The sequence below is a fragment of the Mycolicibacterium vulneris genome, from assembly GCF_002104765.1.
Taxonomy (GTDB): Bacteria; Actinomycetota; Actinomycetes; order Mycobacteriales; family Mycobacteriaceae; genus Mycobacterium; species Mycobacterium vulneris.
Map to the genome: position 1 here is coordinate 19719 of NZ_NCXM01000037.1, position 16802 is coordinate 36520.

The window sequence follows — 16802 nt, forward strand, 5'->3', positions numbered from 1 at the left end:
TGACCGGGGTTCTTAGTAGGCCTAATAGGCAGATTCTGAGGCCAATATTTCGGCGAGGAAAGCGTCCCGCGGCGGCAGGTCCAGCCGCGCCCGCGCCCACCGCCGCACGCGTTCCCGGGTCTCGGCGGATTCGGGCGTTTCGGCGCCGACAATTACCGACGTCGCCGACCAGTCGTGGTCCCACGCCGCCGACTCGGTGAGGGCGCGCCCCCGGCCGTCCTCGAGGGGAAGGGTCGCGCGCCCGGTCGCGTCCAGGGTGCCGGTGCCGTCGATGGCCGCGGAACGCAGCCGCGCCGTGATGCCGGTAGCCGGGTCCGGGCCGATGACGGCGGCCTGCACCACGGCGACGACCGTCGCCCCGCCGGCCTCGACGCTCCAGCCGACGGTGTTCTCGCCGGCATCGAAGATCGCGGGTGGGACCCCGCTCCAGGCGATGGACGCGACGCCCCGCGCTATCGCGCCCGCACCGCGCGGACCCGCGCCCATACCGGCGGCCAGTGCGTAGTCGTCGCGGCGATCGCTCGGCAACGTCAGGATCAGGCTCGAATCGTCCACGGCCGCAATCAGTTCGGGCCGGTGGTCGCCGTCCGTGCCGATCTCGCCGGCGAGCCCGGCGCCCGCCCGGACCAGATCGACAACCCGCGGATCATCGCTGCGGACCTGGCTTATCAGCGCGGCGGCGTGGGGCTGAAGCAACTGCGCCACATCGGAATCCAGCGTGTCGTCGGGGAAGAAGCTCTGCGCCCCGGCGGTCAGCAACGCGATTTCGATGTCGAGCAGCGCACGGTCCAGGCCAGCGATACCGTCCTGCCTGCTGGCCGGCCACCACCGGCGCAGCCAGTGCCCGGTGGCCAGCCTGCGCAGCGGGGCGACCGAGCCCGGCACCAGCTCGACGCCGGTGAGCTCGATGCTGGCCGGCCGGCCCGCCGCGCCGTCCACGGCGGACACGACCGCGACATGTCCGGCCTCGCCGAGGACCCGCCACAGCCAGTCCGCGCTCGACACATCGGTGAAGGTGATGTGCGGCGCCGCATCGTCGGGATCGTCCAGTGTCCAGGACAGCACCGCGCCGCTGACTTCCAGCAGCGTGACCAGTGGCACCGCGGCCGCGGCGTCGACGGGGCCGGTGCTCCAAAGCCCGGAATCGGCAACCAGTCTCATCCGGCCACCCGCGATTCCAGCATCGCCTTGATCCGTTGCCGGTGGTCGAGGCTCACCGACCGCGCCACCCCGTCGAGCAGCGCGCGCACGTCGTCGACGTCGGCACACGGTTCCTGCCAGACGTCGCGCCCGTGCAGCCGGGCCCACAGCCGGCTCAGGTAGGGCTGCGCGTAGGCGGCCAGGTCGTCGACCACCTGCCGTTGGCGAGGATGAATCGGGCCGTTTTCGGCCAGGTAGCGCCGGGCGTGCAACACATAGGCTTCCTTGCGAAGCCGCGCCTGGATCTGGGTGGCCAAGTCGTAGCTGCAGGAGGCGGACGGGTCCAGCGGAGCCAGCTGGACCGCGACCTCGATGCCTGCCACCAGCGTGGCTTGTTTGTCTTCGGCCAACAACCCCCACGGCGCGCAGGCCCGGTCGACTTCTTCCTCGCAGAGCAAAGGGATTTCGGGTAACGCGTCGCGATCCAAGGCACGCCGCAGGGTGGCGCGCACCCGGTCCACCACGCTGCGATCCAGCGGTCGGTCGCCATCCACGCTCTGTGAGATGGCCGGGGGGCGTTGCGGCGCAATCGAACTCAAGCCCAACTCGACGAGCGACCATGGCAGCCGGGTGGTCTCGGTGCGGGCCAGCGCGCCCAGGTTGTACGGGGTGGGGTCGGTGATCATCGCCGTCCAGACCCGCTGGCGGGCCGCGGCGGCGCCGTGGCTGCCGGCCGCGCCCAAGACGGTGCCCAGCTCGGCCCGGAACGGATCGATGGCGGCCTCGCCCGCCCGCACGTCGCGCCAACTGCGCTCCAGCTGCTCGGTGAGAGTGGCAACGACATCGGGGTCCGCGACGTAGCGATGCAGGACCTCTATCGCGGTGCGGTCGCGATCCCGGTGGATCTCGCCGAGCACCGCCGCCGCCGTCTGGTAATCCTGCGGCGTCGGTGGACCTTTCGTGACGGCGAGTTCGAAACACACCGGAAAGTACAGTTCCTGCGCGTTCCCGGTGCGAATCCGCTGCCGGCGGCGCTCCAGCTTGAGTGCCTCGAACCACGCTGCGGCCGAGCACAATTCGAAACCACTACCGACGATGAGGTCGTGCATCTCCGCGGCCGTCTCGGGCGTCACGACCGGGGCCGAATACGCGGGGTTGGACCGCAGGCGCAGCACCAACGGGTCGATGATGCGTTTGACGGTGCGGCTCAGCGGGCCGCCATCGTCACCGCTGAGCACCCCCACGCCCGGACCGATGGCCCGCCACGCCGCCTCGATCACCAGCCGCCGCGGATGACCCGACGCCTCGCCTTCCACGGCGGTCGCTACCTGCGGGCCAGCGGTCATCAGCACAGAATAGGGCCATCGCAAAATTTGCGGCAGCCATAAAGTTGGGTTCGGTAGCCGGTCTGCGGCCCGACGCTGATCGAATGAACAAGCTGCTGCTGCTGGCCGACTGGCTCAAATCCCGCCGCCGCCGGGGCGCCGGGAACCGCACCGTCGGGGTCGGCACCGTGCGCAAGGTCAAACGTCAGGTCTTCATCGAAGTGGTGGCCGTCTCGGGGGAGACGTTCATCGGCAAGCTGGCGCGATGCGACGGTGGTCTGGACCTGTCTGTGCTGCGGCCGGGCCTGGTGGTGCTGGTGGCCTTCGATCCGACCGCGCGCGAGGAGCTTTCGCTGCCCGACGATGTGCTGGCCGTGCACGCGGCCTGGGTGGCGTCGCTGTGAGCACTACCGTTCGCCGTCCACGGTGAACGTGACCAGGGCGGCCCAATACACCGGGCTGGCGCTGAGATCCCCGTCGCGCCAGCGCCGCATCTGTTCACGCTGCCAACGGTTTACCGCGCATCCGGCTTCCCGCGCGGCGTCGTGCGCGCCGTCCACGGCGGCCACCAGCTCAGCCATCGGATCCGCCGGCTCCGGACCCGGCGCGCCGGACGACGCGGCGAATTGCCGATATGCCGCCGTCGTCGGCAGCGACCACAAGGTGGCGGTCACCAGTTGCGCGCCGTTAAGGATCATCGCCGCCACCAAGCCGGTTGCCTCGTCGAATAGATAGTCACCGCCCGATCCGCACGCCAGCAGCGCCACCCGGGGCGGCATCGGCAACCGAAGGGCCATCAGGTCCGAGGCGGTCAATGGGCGGTGATCGCCGATCGCGTTGGCATCCCCGGGGATATCCGCGGTGTCGGCCAGGTGCAGGGCCGCCCGGTCTGCCCGAGTTCCCTGGTCGTGTTGGTCATCCGCCGAACTCGCGTGGCCGACATAGAGCAGCCGGCACGGGGTCTGCGCCAGCAGCTCGCCCAGCCACGCACGGTCGGCGTCTTGCCGGCGGAACAGGTCGAGCACGGTGTCGGCGCGCGGCAGGACGGGTCGACGTTCGATGAGTCCGGCGAAATGCCGCGCCACGGGCGTGTGCGGCGAGGGCCTGCCCAGCACCGATCCGAGCGCGGAGTCCGGTCGCTGTCCCGGCACGCGAGGATCGAGAACCAGCAGCGGCGGCCCTTGTCGCCGGGCGTCCCAGCCTGCGGGAGTTCGCGGCGAGTGCACGATGTTGGGCGGCACCGCCATCAGCACGTCGACCAGTTCCATCAGCCGGTGGCCGTCGGTGAGCTCGTCGATATCGGCCAGCTGCCAAGGGATTTGGGCTGCGGCGCGGCCGCTGGCGGTAATCGCCTCCTGGCGCGCATGCACCAGTTCCTCTTTGCCGGGACCCGACTTCGGGATCGCCAGCAGCCCCCAGGGCACCCGGGCCAGCCGTGCGCTCGGCGAGACGAACAGCACCGCCCGCGGCGAGGCCACGCATTCGGCCAACAGCTGCCATCCGGGCGTACCGATCAGCAGCACACCCAGGATGTAGGCGACCGTGAGTTCGTTGTCCGGCTTGGCGAATGGTCCGGTGGCCAGGGCACGCTCGATGGCATCACGCCGCGTTTCGGCGCCGTACGGCTCGGGCAGGGCGGCGGTGAGCTCCTGCAGCGCGGCCAGCAGCAGCGGCTCTTCCAGCACCCAGGTGACGGTTCTCGACGGCTGTCCGACGATCTGCAGGCTGGCGTAGGTCGCGATGCCGAGGTCGGCGTACCGCAGCACCAGGGTCAGCCGGTCGGGCTCGCTCATGGCCACGTCGACCAGGCCGGCTCGGCCGCGGTGACATGGCGCCCGTAGCGTTGCAAAGCCAGCACACGATAGTGGCTCAGGATCGGCTCCGCCCCAGGTTGCATCTGCAACGGCGGCAACGGCCCCAGCCTGGTCAGCGACGCGCCGCCCGCGACAGGCGGGCCCGCGGCGGCCAGCGCGGCGGGCCCCGCGTCGGCGTCGATGGGCACCGACGCGATGGCCGTCGACGCCCATTCGCCGATCCGCGGTCGTTGTAGGCCCTCGAAAGTACCTCGCGCGCTGTGGTATTCGATGAGCTCACTGATCAGCGCGGTGTTCTCCCACTCCCAGGCCACGGCGAAGGCGCCGGCCAGGATGGGCGCCGCAATGCCGGTGGCCCACCGGGCCCTGGCGTCGGCGTCGGCGATCGAATATCGCACCGAGTCGACCGCCAGGGCGGCCGGCACCTTGAGCTCGGCGGCCTGTTCGAGCTTGGTCATCCCGCGCCAGTACTCCGGCGTGCCGACCTCGCCGCGCAGAATGCCGAGCCCCTCCGCCTGTCGCGCCTCGGTTTCCTCCAGGGTCTCGTCGGGATCACCTGAGCTGTCGAAACCGAGGTCCGCCAAAGCGTCCGCGCGCCAGACTGTTCCGAGATGATTGTCGAGCTGGGCGTACTGCAGCCAGCTGCTGCGCGGCGAGGAGTCCAGCAGCTCCCGGGCCTGCGCGATCAGCTCGACCGCGTCGGAGAAGTGGCTCCAGAAGATGGCGATCCAGCTGCGCTGCAACAGGATACGGTGCAGATGCAAGGGCTTTCCCAACTCCCGCCACTGCCGTTCGGCGTGTTCCCAGCAGTCGTCGGCGGCCTCCAGGGCGCCCGCTCCCAGCCGGGTGAGTCCCATGTACAGCCAGCACCGGGCGACGTCGTGGGCCCGGTCGTGGCGGGCGATGACCGGATAGGCCTGCCCGACCAGTTCTTCGGTGCCGGCGTGGTCGTTTGCCACCCACCGCGCCGCGGCCCGCTCCAATTGTGCTCTGGCTGCGGCCAGTTCCCACCCGTTGGTTTCTGCCCGCGCTTGGGCGCGGCGCAGCCACGGCTCGGCTTCCGGCAACCGTCCGGTCTCCACGCAGAACCTGCCGTACCCGGTCGCCGCGGTGACCCACAGGTGGTCGGCGCGCTCACCGCTGTCGCCGGCACGCTCGATGCCGTCAACAACCTTCTCCCACAAGGGGGCTGACCGGACGTGCAGGTCGTCGTCGCACAACGCGACGGCGCACAGAACATGCGCGTGGGTGCACAGGTACCGGTGCTCGTCGGCGAGATCCCCAGGTCCGGAGTCGTTGTCGCACAACGGCGCCAGCGCCACCGCCGCGCCTTCGTGATCACCCAGCGCCGCGGCCAGTCCTGTCTGCAGGAACTGGGCGCGCCGCGAGTATCGGCAGATCGTGTGTGCGATCTCGCCGTCGGACAGCCGCACCCGCTCGGCGGCCGAGCCCGAGGCGATGCCCGCGTAGATCGCCACGCAGTCCCGTATGCGCCGCACGGATTCCCGGACCCCGTCGTAAGCCCCGCGCGCGAGGTAGATCTCGCCAAGCTGCGCAAGGGCTTCCAGCATGAGGTCGTCGCGGTCGATCCGCGGAATCAACGAGAGCAGCAGGTCGCGTGCCCCGGCTTCATCGGCGGCGAACGCCATACGACGCGCCTTCTCCAATTCGTCCGGGATCGACACGGCTGCATCATAAGTCCGGGGGTGGTGTCTGGTTGGCGAAACCGCGAGCGGCGGACGCGTGAGTGAGGCACGTCCGCCGCTCGAGGGCCGAAACCGATCAGCCGCAGGACACCTTGATGGTGAAGTCCTTGGTGATCATTCCCGCCATCGGGTTCTTCATGTCGGCCCCCTGCGCCTGACCGGTGATGGTGTAGGTCTTGCCATCGACCGCGACGCTGGCCGAACCCACCTTCGCGCCCATGTTGTCGCTGACCGCCAGGGCGTTGCCGTCGACAACGAGGGCCACCGACTGGACCTTCGGGTTGGCTTCGTCGGTCATCACGACGGCCAGCGCCTGCTGGGCGCCGCTCGTGGAGCCGCTGCCGATGTCGATCTTGCCGCCGGTCCGCACACAGGTCACCGAGGCCGGGTTCACGCCGGCCAGGTCCGTACCGCCCACCTTGACCTGCGCGTTGGTGCCGGTGGAGGCGCTGGGGGTGGTGCTCGACGCCGGTGCGGCCGTGTGGCCGCCGCCCGAGCATCCCACCAGGGCCACTGAGGCCGCGGCGCAGCCCAGGGTCCCAATCGCAGCTGTGAGAAGACGTTTCACTTGTGGTTCCTTCCTTTGTGCGCCGCCCCGATGGCGTCGTCCTGGCGCAAGTACAGACCGCCCCGGTTGCTACCGATCCCAAATTTTCGCGGGGCCGAGCCGGTAGGCTACGTCGATGTCGCAGCCGGCACAGGGAGGAACATGATGCTCAGCGTGAAATGGCTGGAAAAGCCTGAGGCCCAGGACTTTCCGGCGGCGGCGGACTATCTCACCATGCTCGCGGACAGGCAGACCGTGAAGAAGGTGGTCAAAAAGCTGAAATCCGGCAGCGTGACGCACAAAAAGGCCAAAGACATCCTGCGGGCGGCGCAGCTGAGCCTGCTGCCGGTGGACAACCCGCACGTCGCGGCGGACCTGACCAAGATCGAGAAGGGCCTGTCGCTGTCGCCCATCCTGCTGGTGCGCGGCGACTTCATGACCGGGGTTCCGTTACAGATCGCCGACGGCTACCACCGCGTCTGCGCGAGCTATCACACCGACGAGAACACGGACATCCCCGTCGTCCTCGCGGCCGTCAGCCGCTGATCGGAAGAATGATCATGCTCGACATCAGCACCGCGGGCGCCGTGAAGGTGCTGACCCTGTCGTCGGGTGCGGTCAACGCGCAGGATGTCGAGCTGCTCGAAGAGCTGGCCTCGACGGTGCGCGACCTGGCACGCCCCGACGCCGGCGCGCATCCACGAGGCCCGAGGCGTTGATGACGAGGTTCGCCGGATGTGGGGCACGGACGAGACGCTGCGACGCATCGCCGCCTACGTCGAGCGGCTCCGGCGCCGCTGACTACTCCTCGTCGGCGTTTTCGTCGAGGGCAACGCCGGCCCGAGTGCGCCTGCGCATCCGGTGCGACCCCTTGCCGGTCGGGCGCCGGTTGCGCAACTTGGCCTTCGACTCGTCGCCCTCGTCGCCGGCTTCCTCGGTGTCGTCGGCGGGCGTCGCCTCGATCGTCGGTTCCGGTGCGGCCTCAGCTGCGGCCGGCTCGGCTTCTTCGGTCTCTTCGGCTTTCGCCTCGGCGGTCTCCGCCTCGTCCTCGTCAGCCTCGGCGGCTTCGGCTTCTTCCGTTTCGTCGGCTTCGTCCTCGGCGCCCTTCTTGCGCCGCACGCGACGCTCCTTGGGCTTCTTAGCCTTGATCGGTTTGGGCGGCGGCGGGGGCAGCTCGGCGACGAAGGAGAGATAGAAGGCGAAAATGCCGAGCAACGCGATCGCGGCGGCGGCGCCGTAGATCCCGAACAACCACCGTCCGGCGACGTCCAGGCTCAACCAGATTTCGCTGATCGCCGTCCCAATGATCAGCACCCCGGCCAGCACGTGGGCCACGATCGACCAGATCCTGATGGACAGCGCCAGCTGCGGCGTCCCAAACTCGGGCTTGCGGGTGCGCAGCAGGGTGAACACCACGGGCAGCGCCGCGAGCGCGACCAGCGCACCCGTCACGATGCGCAGCGTCGTCCCCAACGTGTGCCCGGTGTCGCCCATCAGCTCGGGCCAGCGGGGCAGCACGAAGAAGAAGTAGAGGACACCGGCAGCGATCGAAAATGACGCGTGCCACGGGATGGCGACCTTGCGCCCCATACCCCTCCTCGTGCTGGTGATTTCACGCCAGCCTAAAGGCGGCCGACCCGAATCCATATCAATTCGTACGTGTCCGCTTGGCGGACCAATGGCGGAGGATGCGGGATTTGAACCCGCGAGGGCTGTTAACCCAACCCGCGTTCCAGGCGAGCGCCATAGGCCACTAGGCGAATCCTCCGTGGCCATGGTAACCGAGGCCCCGATGGGCCCCGCCGGTTGCTCATCGTCGACTCCAGGGCAGGTATTAGACTCGTCGCTGGACCCCGCGCGGCGTCTATCCTGTGAACTCCCCCAGGGCCGGAAGGCAGCAAGGGTCAATGGGCTCTGTCGGGTGCGCGGGGTCCCCTATATCCACGAGTGGCGACCCGCTTCGCTCGGCTCCGCCGCGCTTGCGATCGCCACTGGTTACCCGCCTTCGACAGCGAAAGGGTCCATGGTGTCGCTGGAGTCCCTCAGCCCGGAAGAACTTGCCGGCGCACACGCTCGTCACCAGCAGGATTACGCCGATCTGCAGGCCAAGAAGCTCGCGCTGGACCTAACCCGCGGCAAACCCGCTCCCGCCCAGCTCGACCTGTCCAACCCGCTGCTGAGCCTGCCCGGGGACGACTACCGCGACAGCGAGGGCACCGACACCCGCAACTACGGCGGCCTGCACGGCCTGCCCGAGCTGCGGGCCATCTTCGGGGAGCTGCTCGGCATCCCGGTGCAGAACCTGATCGCGGGCAACAACTCCAGCCTGGAACTGATGCACGACCTGGTCGCCTTCTCGATGTTGTACGGCGGCGTGGACTCGCAGCGCCCCTGGAAGGACGAACCGAGCGTCAAGTTCCTGTGCCCGGCCCCCGGCTACGACCGGCACTTCGCCATCACCGAGACGATGGGCATCGAGATGATCCCCGTCCCGATGCTGTCCGACGGGCCGGACGTCGACCTGATCGAAGAGCTGGTCGCCGCCGACCCGGCCATCAAGGGCATGTGGACGGTGCCGGTGTTCGGCAACCCCACCGGGGTCACCTACTCCTGGGACAACGTCCTGCGGCTCGTCCAGATGCGGACCGCGGCGCCCGACTTCCGGCTGTTCTGGGACAACGCGTATGCGGTGCACACCCTGACGCATGACTTCATCCGGCAGGTCGACGTGCTCGGGCTGGCCTCCGCGGCCGGCAATCCGCATCGGCCCTACGTGTTCGCGTCCACCTCGAAGATCACCTTCGCCGGCGCCGGCGTGAGCTTCCTTGGCGGATCGCTGGGCAACATCGCCTGGTACCTGCAATATGCGGGGAAGAAGTCGATCGGACCCGACAAGATCAACCAGCTGCGGCACCTGCGCTTCTTCCGCGACGCGGACGGGGTGCGGCTGCACATGCTGAAGCACCAGCAGATCCTGGCGCCGAAGTTCGCCCTGGCCGCCGAGATCCTCGATCAGCGGCTCAGCGACTCCAAGATCGCGTCGTGGACCGACCCCAAGGGTGGCTACTTCATCAGCCTCGACGTGTTGCCGGGTACCGCGAAGCGGACCGTCGCGCTGGCCAAGGACGCCGGTATCGCGGTCACCGAGGCGGGTGCGTCGTTCCCGTACCGGAAAGATCCGAGGGACACCAACATCCGGATCGCGCCGACCTTCCCGTCGCTGCCGGACCTGCGCGACGCCGTCGACGGGCTGGCCACCTGCGCGTTGCTGGCGGCGTCCGAATCGCTGCTGGCGTCGGCCGCGTCGAGTGTGAGCTGACGACCCTGCCGGGTCCGCATCGTCACCGCGCGCCGGTAGCCTGCTGACCGTGGCCCTCTACCGCAAGTACCGTCCGGCAACCTTCGCCGAAGTGGTGGGGCAGGAGCACGTCACCGAACCACTCTCGATCGCCCTGGAAGCCGGACGGATCAACCACGCGTATTTGTTCTCGGGTCCGCGCGGCTGCGGGAAGACCTCCTCGGCGCGCATCCTGGCCCGCTCGCTGAACTGCGCTCAGGGCCCGACGGCCATGCCGTGCGGGGTCTGCGACTCGTGCCAGGCGCTGGCGCCCAACGCGCCCGGCAGCATCGACGTGGTCGAGCTCGACGCCGCCAGCCACGGCGGTGTGGACGACACCCGCGAGCTGCGCGACCGCGCGTTCTACGCGCCCGCCCAGTCGCGCTACCGCGTGTTCATCGTCGACGAGGCGCACATGGTGACCACCGCGGGATTCAACGCGCTGCTCAAGATCGTCGAGGAGCCCCCCGAACACCTCATCTTCATCTTTGCGACCACCGAACCGGAGAAGGTGCTGCCGACGATCCGGTCCCGCACGCATCACTACCCGTTCCGGTTGTTGCCGCCGAAGACCATGCGGTCGTTGATCGGGCGGATCTGTGAGCAGGAGGGCGTCGCCGTCGACGACGCCGTCTACCCGCTGGTGATCCGCGCCGGCGGCGGCTCGCCCCGCGACACCCTGTCGGTGCTGGATCAGCTGGTGGCCGGCGCCGAGGGCGCGCACGTGACCTATCAGCGCGCGTTGGGCCTGCTGGGGGCCACCGATATGGCGCTGATCGACGACGCCGTCGACGCCCTTGCCGCCGCCGATGCCGCGGCGCTGTTCGGTGCGGTGGAGTCGGTGATCGATGCCGGGCATGACCCACGGCGGTTCGCCACCGATCTGCTCGAACGGTTCCGCGACCTGATCCTGCTGCAGGCCGTTCCGGACGCGGCCAGCCGCGGCGTGGTGGACGCGCCGGAGGACGTGCTGGAGCGGATGCGTGAGCAAGCGACCCGGATCGGGCCGGCGACCCTGACCCGCTACGCCGAGGTGGTGCAGGCGGGGCTCGGCGAGATGCGCGGTGCAACGGCGCCGCGTCTGCTGCTCGAGGTCGTGTGTGCGCGTCTGCTGCTGCCCTCGGCCAGCGACACCGAATCGGCGCTGCTGCAACGCGTCGAGCGGATCGAGACCCGGCTGGACATGTCCATCCCCGGCTCCGAAGCCCCCGCCGCGGCGCCGCGCAGTGCGCCCGCGCCGGCCGAACCCGAGCCGCCCGTCCGGTTCACCCGGCCCTCCGCGGCGGCCGCCGCCAAGGCCGAACCGCAACCCGAGCCGAAGCCCGAGCCCAAGGCGGCCCCCGTCCCCGAACCGTCTCAGCCCGCGCCTCCCGCACCCGAACCCGCTCCGACACCGGCGGCCGAAACAGCCTCTGCGCCAGGTGAACTCAACACCGCCGCGGTGCGAAGCATGTGGCCGACAGTGCGCGAAAAGGTGCGGCAGCGCAGCCGCACCACCGAGGTGATGCTGGCCGGGGCGACCGTGCGGGCCATCGAGGGCAACACGTTGGTGCTGAGCCATGAATCGGCGCCGCTGGCCAAGCGGCTCTGCGAGCAGCGCAACGCCGACGTCATCGCCGAAGCGCTCAAAGACGCGCTGGGCGTCAACTGGCGGGTGCGCTGTGAGGCTGGCGCGCCGGCGGCGGCCGCGCCACCGCCACCCGCCGGTGGGGGAGCCGGCCCGACGGCGACGAACGTCGCCGAGCCCGCGCCCGACGTCGACTCCGCGCGCCGTGATGAAGAGGAACACATGCTGGCCGAGGCCGTCGGCGACGAGCCATCGGCGCCGCGCCGCGACCCCGAAGAGGTCGCGCTCGAATTGCTGCAGAGCGAGCTGGGCGCCCGCCGCATCGACAACGGCTAGCGGTTCAGGCCGTCCACCACGGCCGCAGTGGCAGGTTGTCGTCGCCCCGCGCGTCGGCGTTGGCCGCCAGCACATGATGGAGCTGAAGGTTGTTCTGCTCGAACGCCACCCGCGATGCCGCCATGTACAGGCCCCACACCTTGGCGGTCGGCAGGCCGACCTCGGCGACCGCCACGTCCCAGTGCTCGACCAGGTTGCGGCACCAGTCGCGCAGCGTCATCGCGTAGTGATGCCGGAAGTTCTCCGCGTGCAGCACCTCGAAGCCCGCATCCTGGATCGCGCAGGTGATGCGGCCCGAGCCGGTCAGCTCGCCGTCGGGGAAGACGTAGCGATCGGTGAACCCCCCGGCGAACGAGGTCGAGGAGTTGTCGTGCCGGGTGATGCAGTGGTTGAGCAGCAGACCGCCGGTGCGCAGCTTCGACTTCAAGAACCCGAAGTAGGCCGGGTAGTTCTTGACGCCGATGTGCTCGGTCAGCCCGATCGAGGAGACGGCGTCGAACTGCGTCTCGCCCACGTCGCGGTAGTCGGAGTGCCGCACCTCGGCCAGCTCCGCCAGCCCCTCGTCGGCGATCGCCCGCTGCGCCCACTTCGCCTGCTCGGCCGACAGGGTCGCGCCGATCGCCCGGACGCCGTGGCGCGCGGCGTAGCGCACCATGCCGCCCCAGCCGCAGCCGACGTCGAGCAGCCGGTCGTCCGGCTGGAGCCGCAGCTTCTCGAAGATCAGCCGGTACTTGTTCTGCTGCGCATCTTCCAGCGTGGCCTCGGCGTCGGTATACACCGCGCAGGTGTAGGTCATCGACGGCCCCAACACCAGCTCGTAGAAGGTGTTGGAGACGTCGTAGTGGTGATGGATGGCCTCGGCGTCGCGGGTCTTGCTGTGCATCAGCCCTTCGGTGACCCGGCGCCACCGTGGCCGCGCTTCCTGCGGTGGTGGTGGCACCGGCAGCAATCGCTCGAGGCCCATCGAACGGACGACGTTGGCCAGCACCCGCGCCGGCGGACGCTTGAATTCGACCCGATCGGTCAGCGTCTTGAGCAGTTGGTACGGATCGCCCGGGTGTACGCCGTAGGCCTGCAGGTCGCCCGACACGTAGGCGCGGGCCAGGCCGAGTTCGCCGGGCGCGGTGGCCAGGTAGGTGGCTCCGCGGGGGGTCCGGAGGTCCAGACCCAGTTCGGCGTCTTCACTGCCGGCCGTGCTGCCGTCGTAGGCGGTGAACTTCAGCGGATGTCGTCCGGTCGCGGCGAAGACCTCCAGGATCTCGGCCATGCTCAGTTTGCCGGTCGATGAGCGGTGAGGTCCTTTCGTCGTCGTCATCGCCGTTGCACCGCTTTCGCGTAGAGGTCGAGTAAACGAGAATCGGGATCGTAGGTTTTCTTGACCGTGTTGTAGGCCTCGCCGCCGTACAACTCGTCGAAGTCCTCGCGGGAGTAGAAGGAGTCCGAATACAGCGACTTGTGGCCGTCGAGCTCGTCCACCTTGGCCTCGATCATCCGGTTGGTGGCGCCCTCGGTCGCGCCGGCCGGCACCGACGACCAGAAGCCGACGTTGACGTAGGTGTGATCCGGGCGCATCGGATACAGCGGCCAGCCCTGGCGGTCGCGTAAACGCAACGGGCACAACCAGATTGGCGTGATGGGCACGCTGTCCAGGAACCACTCCAGGAAGTCGCAGGTCCGTTCGACCGGCACCTCGATGTCCTGCACCACCCGCTCGCGCGCCGGGCGGCCGTTACGCGTTTCGATCCTGTCGGACAGCCCGAAGCGTCGGTCCATGGAGATCAGCTTCGAGTAGACGCTGCTGCGCCGGTAGCGGCGCGGCCACCAGCGCCGCAGCCGCGGGTTCTGCACCCCGAACGCGCGTGAGCACCAGAACCAGTCGGTGTCCCAGCGCCAGAAGTAGTCGTTCATGGTCAGCCGGTCATCCTTGGTGGCTTCGACGCCGGGGCCGTCGTGCCGGATGGACTGGTAGTAGATGTCGCGGCCGGTGTAGTCGCTGACCGGGCCGGGCGTAGTGGTCCGCCGGCCCACGCACAGGTAGCTTTCGTCGGCGCTGAAGACCACCCCGTCGAGATAGTCGACCGGCGTCCCGCCCTGCCCACCGGTGTCGATGATGCGTTCCATGGCCGCGACCAGATCTGGCAGCGAGCGGAACCGGATGTGTCGCAGCGCCACGAACGGCGCGACGGATTCCAGCTCGATCCGAATCCGGGTCGAATACCCCAGCGTCCCATAGGAATTCGGGAAGGCGCGGAACAGGTCGGGGTGCTGGGTGCGCGAGGTGGTGAGCAAATCGCCAGCGCCGGTGAGGATGTCCATCTCGAGCACCGACTCATGCGGCAGCCCGTTGCGGAACGACGCCGACTCGATGCCAAGACCGCTGACCGCGCCCCCGAGCGTGATGGTCTTCAGCTGCGGGACGACCAGCGGCGAAAGACCGTACGGCAGCGTCGCGGCCACCAGGTCCGCGTACGTGCACATGCCCGCCACGTCGGCGGTGCAGGTGTCGGGATCCACGCTCAGGACGCCGGTCAGCCCGGACGTGTCCAGACCTGGTGCATCGCGTTTCGTTCGGGCGCGGAACAGATTTGATGTCGGCTTGGCCAGCCGGACGGCGGACGTTGCGGGGATGGATCGATAACTTGCCAGCATCCGGTCAACGCCGGACTTGTGGGTCGAGAGTGCAGATCCAGTGACAGGCACCACATATACCCTAGTCTTCGACAACAGCCCGTGCACCCGTCGAAAGGGCCGGCACCGGGAAAATCTTCATGAGGAGGGGTCCCCTTGGGACAGGTGAGCGCAGAGAGCACCATTTTGGTCAACGCGGAACCTGCGGCAACCCTTGCCGCCGTCGCGGACTATCAGACCGTCCGCCCGAAAATTCTGTCGCCGCAATACAGCGACTACCAGGTGCTTCAGGGTGGGCAGGGGCCCGGCACGGTCGCAAAGTGGAAGTTGCAGGCCACCAAATCACGCGTCCGCGACGTGCAGGTCGCCGTCGACGTGGCCGGGCACACCGTCATCGAGAAGGACGCGAACTCGTCCATGGTCATCAACTGGACGGTCGCTCCCGCCGGACCCGGCTCCAGCGTCACCGTCAACACCACCTGGACGGGCGCCGGCGGTGTGAAGGGCTTCTTCGAAAAGACCTTTGCGCCATTGGGATTGAAAAAGATTCAGGGCGAGGTGCTGGCCAACCTGAAGAAGGAACTGGAAGGCTAGCCGGTTGATTGTCCGGTTGCCGGGCGGCCGGCAACCATCACCGTCGCACCCCACGGTCGAGCGCGGAACTCGACGGTAATTGCCGGGTCGGCGTATTGGGCGAGCGCACGCAGCGCCGACGGGCTATAGGCGCGTAGCGAGCTGATGATCCCGTCGTGTAACAACGGCTTCAGCCTGGTGAACGGCAGTATGAGCGCCAACATCATCAACTGGACCGGCGGCGGCCGCCTGCTGAGGTCGATGACGATCAACTTCTTCGCTACCCGGGTCGCTTCGGCGAATACTTGGGCGGCCTGCTGGGGCGCCAGGTGATGCAACGACAACGCAAACACCGCGAGGTCGTAATACCCGTCGGGGGCGTCGATTGCGGTGGCGTCCATTTGCCGCACCGTGGCGCGTGGGTGACTGCCGAGGTCGCTGGCGGCGACGGCGGCCGCGAACTCGGGATCGATGTCGGTGACCGTCACCTGAGCAGCGGGGCGATACTCCAGTAGCTTGCGCGACAGCCCGCCGAGGCCGCACCCGAGTTCGAGGATCTTCGGCGAGGCGATATCGCTCACCTCGCGAAGCGCCGCCCTCGCGCACAACGTGTAATTACCCAGAAACCGTCGTCGTCCGCTGCGGTCGAGTGCTTGGATGACCTTGCGCTTCAGATCGTCGACGTCGTCGCGGTCCAGGTATTCCAGCCGGTCGGTCTGCAGCCGCCGGTCCAGCCACGAGGCGTTCGGCCCGCCTCGGGGCATGTTGGCAATGTCGGGGGTTGCCGTTCCCATGGGGACCATGATGGATTAAGCGAGCCGCGGTTCGACACAAAACAGCCACAAGTTCATTTCCCTGGAACTCCCATGTCCAAAGGCTTCCGTGCCGACACCATCACATAGTCCGTCAAACCGCTTCCTCGTTCCCAGATCTCTACGCCACGGCACTGGGCGCGATCGTCTTCCGAGACTTCCACGACCACCTCATCCATCTTTTTCTTTTCCTCAAGGCGCTGCCGACTGTAATTGGCCATCCCGGGGAACACGTCTTGCCGGATCGATTCCACGAGGACATCGCCGAAACCCACCGCAGACAGTCGCCGTGGGTATTCCTCGCGGTCATACAGATTGGCCTCGGGAATGTGGCCGTACCTCCGGGCGAAAACGTTCACCCGGAGGGATTTCCTGCCTGGAACCGGGAGCATGTCGGCGATCGCGATGGTTCCTCCTGGCTTGAGGACGCGAAATGCTTCACGCATGAACTGATCACGCGTGTCAAAGTGGAATGCGCATTCCAAGGCCAAGACCTTGTCAAATGATGCGTCGGGAAACTCCATTTCGGTCGCGGAACCGAGTCGAATGTCGATCTGTTTCTCGAGCCCACGCTCGGCGACGCGTTCCCGGGCCTTATCGATGTGGACGGGAGTGATGTCGATGCCCGTGATCCGAGACACCTTGAAGCGATCGAGAAGAACAAAATCCTGCTCCGCGAAACCGACGCCGACGTCGAGGACTTCATCGCCTGGTTTCAGACCGGCGCGCGTTCCCAGCAGCTCGACCATCGCAACGCAAGCGTCGGGATAGGTGCGAGCCTCTTTCCAGTAACCGAGGTTGAGCCATAACGGCTTGGAGTCGTCGACGTACCCTTCATTCAGGAAGTCGATGGCGTCGTCTCCGAGGGTCGTGTAATAAGCCGCGGCATTTTTCTGTCGCACCAGACTGAAGGAGCGGACAACCACCAAGAACCCCCAGTAGATCGAAAGGGCAATTCGGCGCATTTTGTTCCTCCGGGGATTCTCGATGGGCGTGTGCCGGGTGGCGTTTTCAAGC

16 protein-coding genes, 1 tRNA gene and 1 other RNA gene are annotated in these 16802 nt (G+C 68.1%); 7 read left to right on the top strand and 11 right to left on the bottom strand.

Features of this window, described 5'->3' with window-relative positions:
- Positions 1-21: 21 nt before the first annotated feature.
- Both B8W69_RS26035 and B8W69_RS26040 read right to left on the bottom strand, forming a co-directional pair.
- On the bottom strand, positions 22-1161 hold the full coding sequence (locus B8W69_RS26035) for a hypothetical protein (RefSeq protein WP_085292585.1): 1140 nt from the start codon (positions 1159-1161) through the stop codon (positions 22-24).
- Positions 1158-2486: a hypothetical protein gene (locus B8W69_RS26040; RefSeq protein ID WP_085292598.1), complete on the bottom strand. Its 1329-nt coding sequence runs from the start codon at positions 2484-2486 to the stop codon at positions 1158-1160. Before B8W69_RS26040 ends, B8W69_RS26035 begins: the two co-directional genes overlap by 4 nt.
- Before the next feature lie 83 nt (positions 2487-2569).
- On the opposite strand from B8W69_RS26040, the gene B8W69_RS26045 reads away from it, so the two are divergent.
- Positions 2570-2869: a hypothetical protein gene (locus B8W69_RS26045; RefSeq protein WP_110882064.1), complete on the top strand. Its 300-nt coding sequence runs from the start codon at positions 2570-2572 to the stop codon at positions 2867-2869.
- Positions 2870-2872: 3 nt separating this feature from the next.
- Here B8W69_RS26045 and B8W69_RS26050 read toward each other — a convergent pair whose 3' ends face one another.
- The 3 genes from B8W69_RS26050 to B8W69_RS26060 form a co-directional block, all read right to left on the bottom strand.
- Entirely contained in the window at positions 2873-4258 is a 1386-nt protein-coding gene (locus B8W69_RS26050; RefSeq protein WP_085292599.1) for a CHAT domain-containing protein, read from the bottom strand.
- The gene (locus B8W69_RS26055; protein ID WP_085292587.1) at positions 4255-5964 is read right to left on the bottom strand and encodes a hypothetical protein; all 1710 of its coding nucleotides are present in this window, start codon (positions 5962-5964) and stop codon (positions 4255-4257) included. The genes B8W69_RS26050 and B8W69_RS26055 overlap by 4 nt, the downstream gene beginning before the upstream one ends.
- 97 nt (positions 5965-6061) lie before the next feature.
- A complete protein-coding gene (locus tag B8W69_RS26060) occupies positions 6062-6520 on the bottom strand; it encodes a lipoprotein LpqH (protein WP_181447487.1) in 459 nt (152 codons plus the stop codon).
- 177 nt (positions 6521-6697) lie between these two features.
- Between B8W69_RS26060 and B8W69_RS26065 the strand changes: the two genes are divergently transcribed.
- Positions 6698-7078: a hypothetical protein gene (locus tag B8W69_RS26065; protein WP_085292600.1), complete on the top strand. Its 381-nt coding sequence runs from the start codon at positions 6698-6700 to the stop codon at positions 7076-7078.
- A 14-nt stretch (positions 7079-7092) separates the two neighbouring features.
- Positions 7093-7251 (top strand): hypothetical protein, encoded by a 159-nt coding sequence (locus tag B8W69_RS26070; RefSeq protein WP_181447484.1) that lies wholly within the window; start codon positions 7093-7095, stop codon positions 7249-7251.
- 82 nt (positions 7252-7333) lie between these two features.
- Here B8W69_RS26070 and lucA read toward each other — a convergent pair whose 3' ends face one another.
- Together lucA and B8W69_RS26080 are read right to left on the bottom strand one after the other, a co-directional pair.
- The gene (lucA, locus tag B8W69_RS26075; protein WP_085292589.1) at positions 7334-8122 is read right to left on the bottom strand and encodes a lipid uptake coordinator LucA; all 789 of its coding nucleotides are present in this window, start codon (positions 8120-8122) and stop codon (positions 7334-7336) included.
- 89 nt (positions 8123-8211) lie between these two features.
- Positions 8212-8300, bottom strand: a tRNA-Ser gene (locus B8W69_RS26080).
- A 76-nt stretch (positions 8301-8376) separates the two neighbouring features.
- On the opposite strand from B8W69_RS26080, the gene ffs reads away from it, so the two are divergent.
- The 3 genes from ffs (at position 8377) to B8W69_RS26095 (ending at position 11772) form a co-directional block, all read left to right on the top strand.
- Positions 8377-8473, top strand: an RNA gene (gene ffs, locus B8W69_RS26085) — signal recognition particle sRNA small type.
- Positions 8474-8555: 82 nt separating this feature from the next.
- Positions 8556-9851 carry an aspartate aminotransferase type Ic gene (locus B8W69_RS26090; RefSeq protein ID WP_085292590.1) on the top strand — a complete coding sequence of 432 codons (1296 nt, stop codon included), beginning with the start codon at positions 8556-8558 and terminating at the stop codon, positions 9849-9851.
- Between the two features lie 49 nt (positions 9852-9900).
- On the top strand, positions 9901-11772 hold the full coding sequence (locus B8W69_RS26095) for a DNA polymerase III subunits gamma/tau (protein WP_085292591.1): 1872 nt from the start codon (positions 9901-9903) through the stop codon (positions 11770-11772).
- 4 nt (positions 11773-11776) lie between these two features.
- Here B8W69_RS26095 and B8W69_RS26100 read toward each other — a convergent pair whose 3' ends face one another.
- Positions 11777-13087 carry a class I SAM-dependent methyltransferase gene (locus B8W69_RS26100; protein ID WP_181447485.1) on the bottom strand — a complete coding sequence of 437 codons (1311 nt, stop codon included), beginning with the start codon at positions 13085-13087 and terminating at the stop codon, positions 11777-11779.
- Entirely contained in the window at positions 13084-14475 is a 1392-nt protein-coding gene (locus B8W69_RS26105) for an FAD-binding oxidoreductase (protein WP_085292593.1), read from the bottom strand. Before B8W69_RS26105 ends, B8W69_RS26100 begins: the two co-directional genes overlap by 4 nt.
- A gap of 81 nt (positions 14476-14556) precedes the next feature.
- Here B8W69_RS26105 and B8W69_RS26110 point away from each other — a divergent pair, with 81 nt between their 5' ends.
- The gene (locus B8W69_RS26110) at positions 14557-14994 is read left to right on the top strand and encodes an SRPBCC family protein (RefSeq protein WP_085292594.1); all 438 of its coding nucleotides are present in this window, start codon (positions 14557-14559) and stop codon (positions 14992-14994) included.
- On the opposite strand, the gene B8W69_RS26115 is transcribed toward B8W69_RS26110, so the two are convergent.
- Positions 14991-15776, bottom strand: coding sequence for a class I SAM-dependent methyltransferase (locus B8W69_RS26115; RefSeq protein ID WP_085292595.1), 786 nt, complete (start codon positions 15774-15776; stop codon positions 14991-14993). The two genes, B8W69_RS26110 and B8W69_RS26115, sit on opposite strands and share 4 nt — an antisense overlap.
- Positions 15777-15820: 44 nt before the next feature.
- Positions 15821-16750, bottom strand: a complete 930-nt coding sequence (locus tag B8W69_RS26120) for a class I SAM-dependent methyltransferase (protein WP_085292596.1) — start codon at positions 16748-16750, stop codon at positions 15821-15823.
- Positions 16751-16802: the final 52 nt, after the last annotated feature.

Bases quoted from the DNA above. Each gene is read 5' to 3' on its own strand.
- lucA (WP_085292589.1), bottom strand. From the start codon at position 8,122: ATGGGGCGCAAGGTCGCCATCCCGTGGCACGCGTCATTTTCGATCGCT.
- B8W69_RS26120 (WP_085292596.1), bottom strand. From the start codon at position 16,750: ATGCGCCGAATTGCCCTTTCGATCTACTGGGGGTTCTTGGTGGTTGTC.
- B8W69_RS26040 (WP_085292598.1), bottom strand. From the start codon at position 2,486: ATGACCGCTGGCCCGCAGGTAGCGACCGCCGTGGAAGGCGAGGCGTCG.
- B8W69_RS26045 (WP_110882064.1), top strand. From the start codon at position 2,570: ATGAACAAGCTGCTGCTGCTGGCCGACTGGCTCAAATCCCGCCGCCGC.
- B8W69_RS26070 (WP_181447484.1), top strand. From the start codon at position 7,093: ATGCTCGACATCAGCACCGCGGGCGCCGTGAAGGTGCTGACCCTGTCG.
- B8W69_RS26100 (WP_181447485.1), bottom strand. From the start codon at position 13,087: ATGACGACGACGAAAGGACCTCACCGCTCATCGACCGGCAAACTGAGC.
- B8W69_RS26050 (WP_085292599.1), bottom strand. From the start codon at position 4,258: ATGAGCGAGCCCGACCGGCTGACCCTGGTGCTGCGGTACGCCGACCTC.
- B8W69_RS26035 (WP_085292585.1), bottom strand. From the start codon at position 1,161: ATGAGACTGGTTGCCGATTCCGGGCTTTGGAGCACCGGCCCCGTCGAC.
- B8W69_RS26115 (WP_085292595.1), bottom strand. From the start codon at position 15,776: ATGGTCCCCATGGGAACGGCAACCCCCGACATTGCCAACATGCCCCGA.
- B8W69_RS26090 (WP_085292590.1), top strand. From the start codon at position 8,556: ATGGTGTCGCTGGAGTCCCTCAGCCCGGAAGAACTTGCCGGCGCACAC.
- B8W69_RS26065 (WP_085292600.1), top strand. From the start codon at position 6,698: ATGCTCAGCGTGAAATGGCTGGAAAAGCCTGAGGCCCAGGACTTTCCG.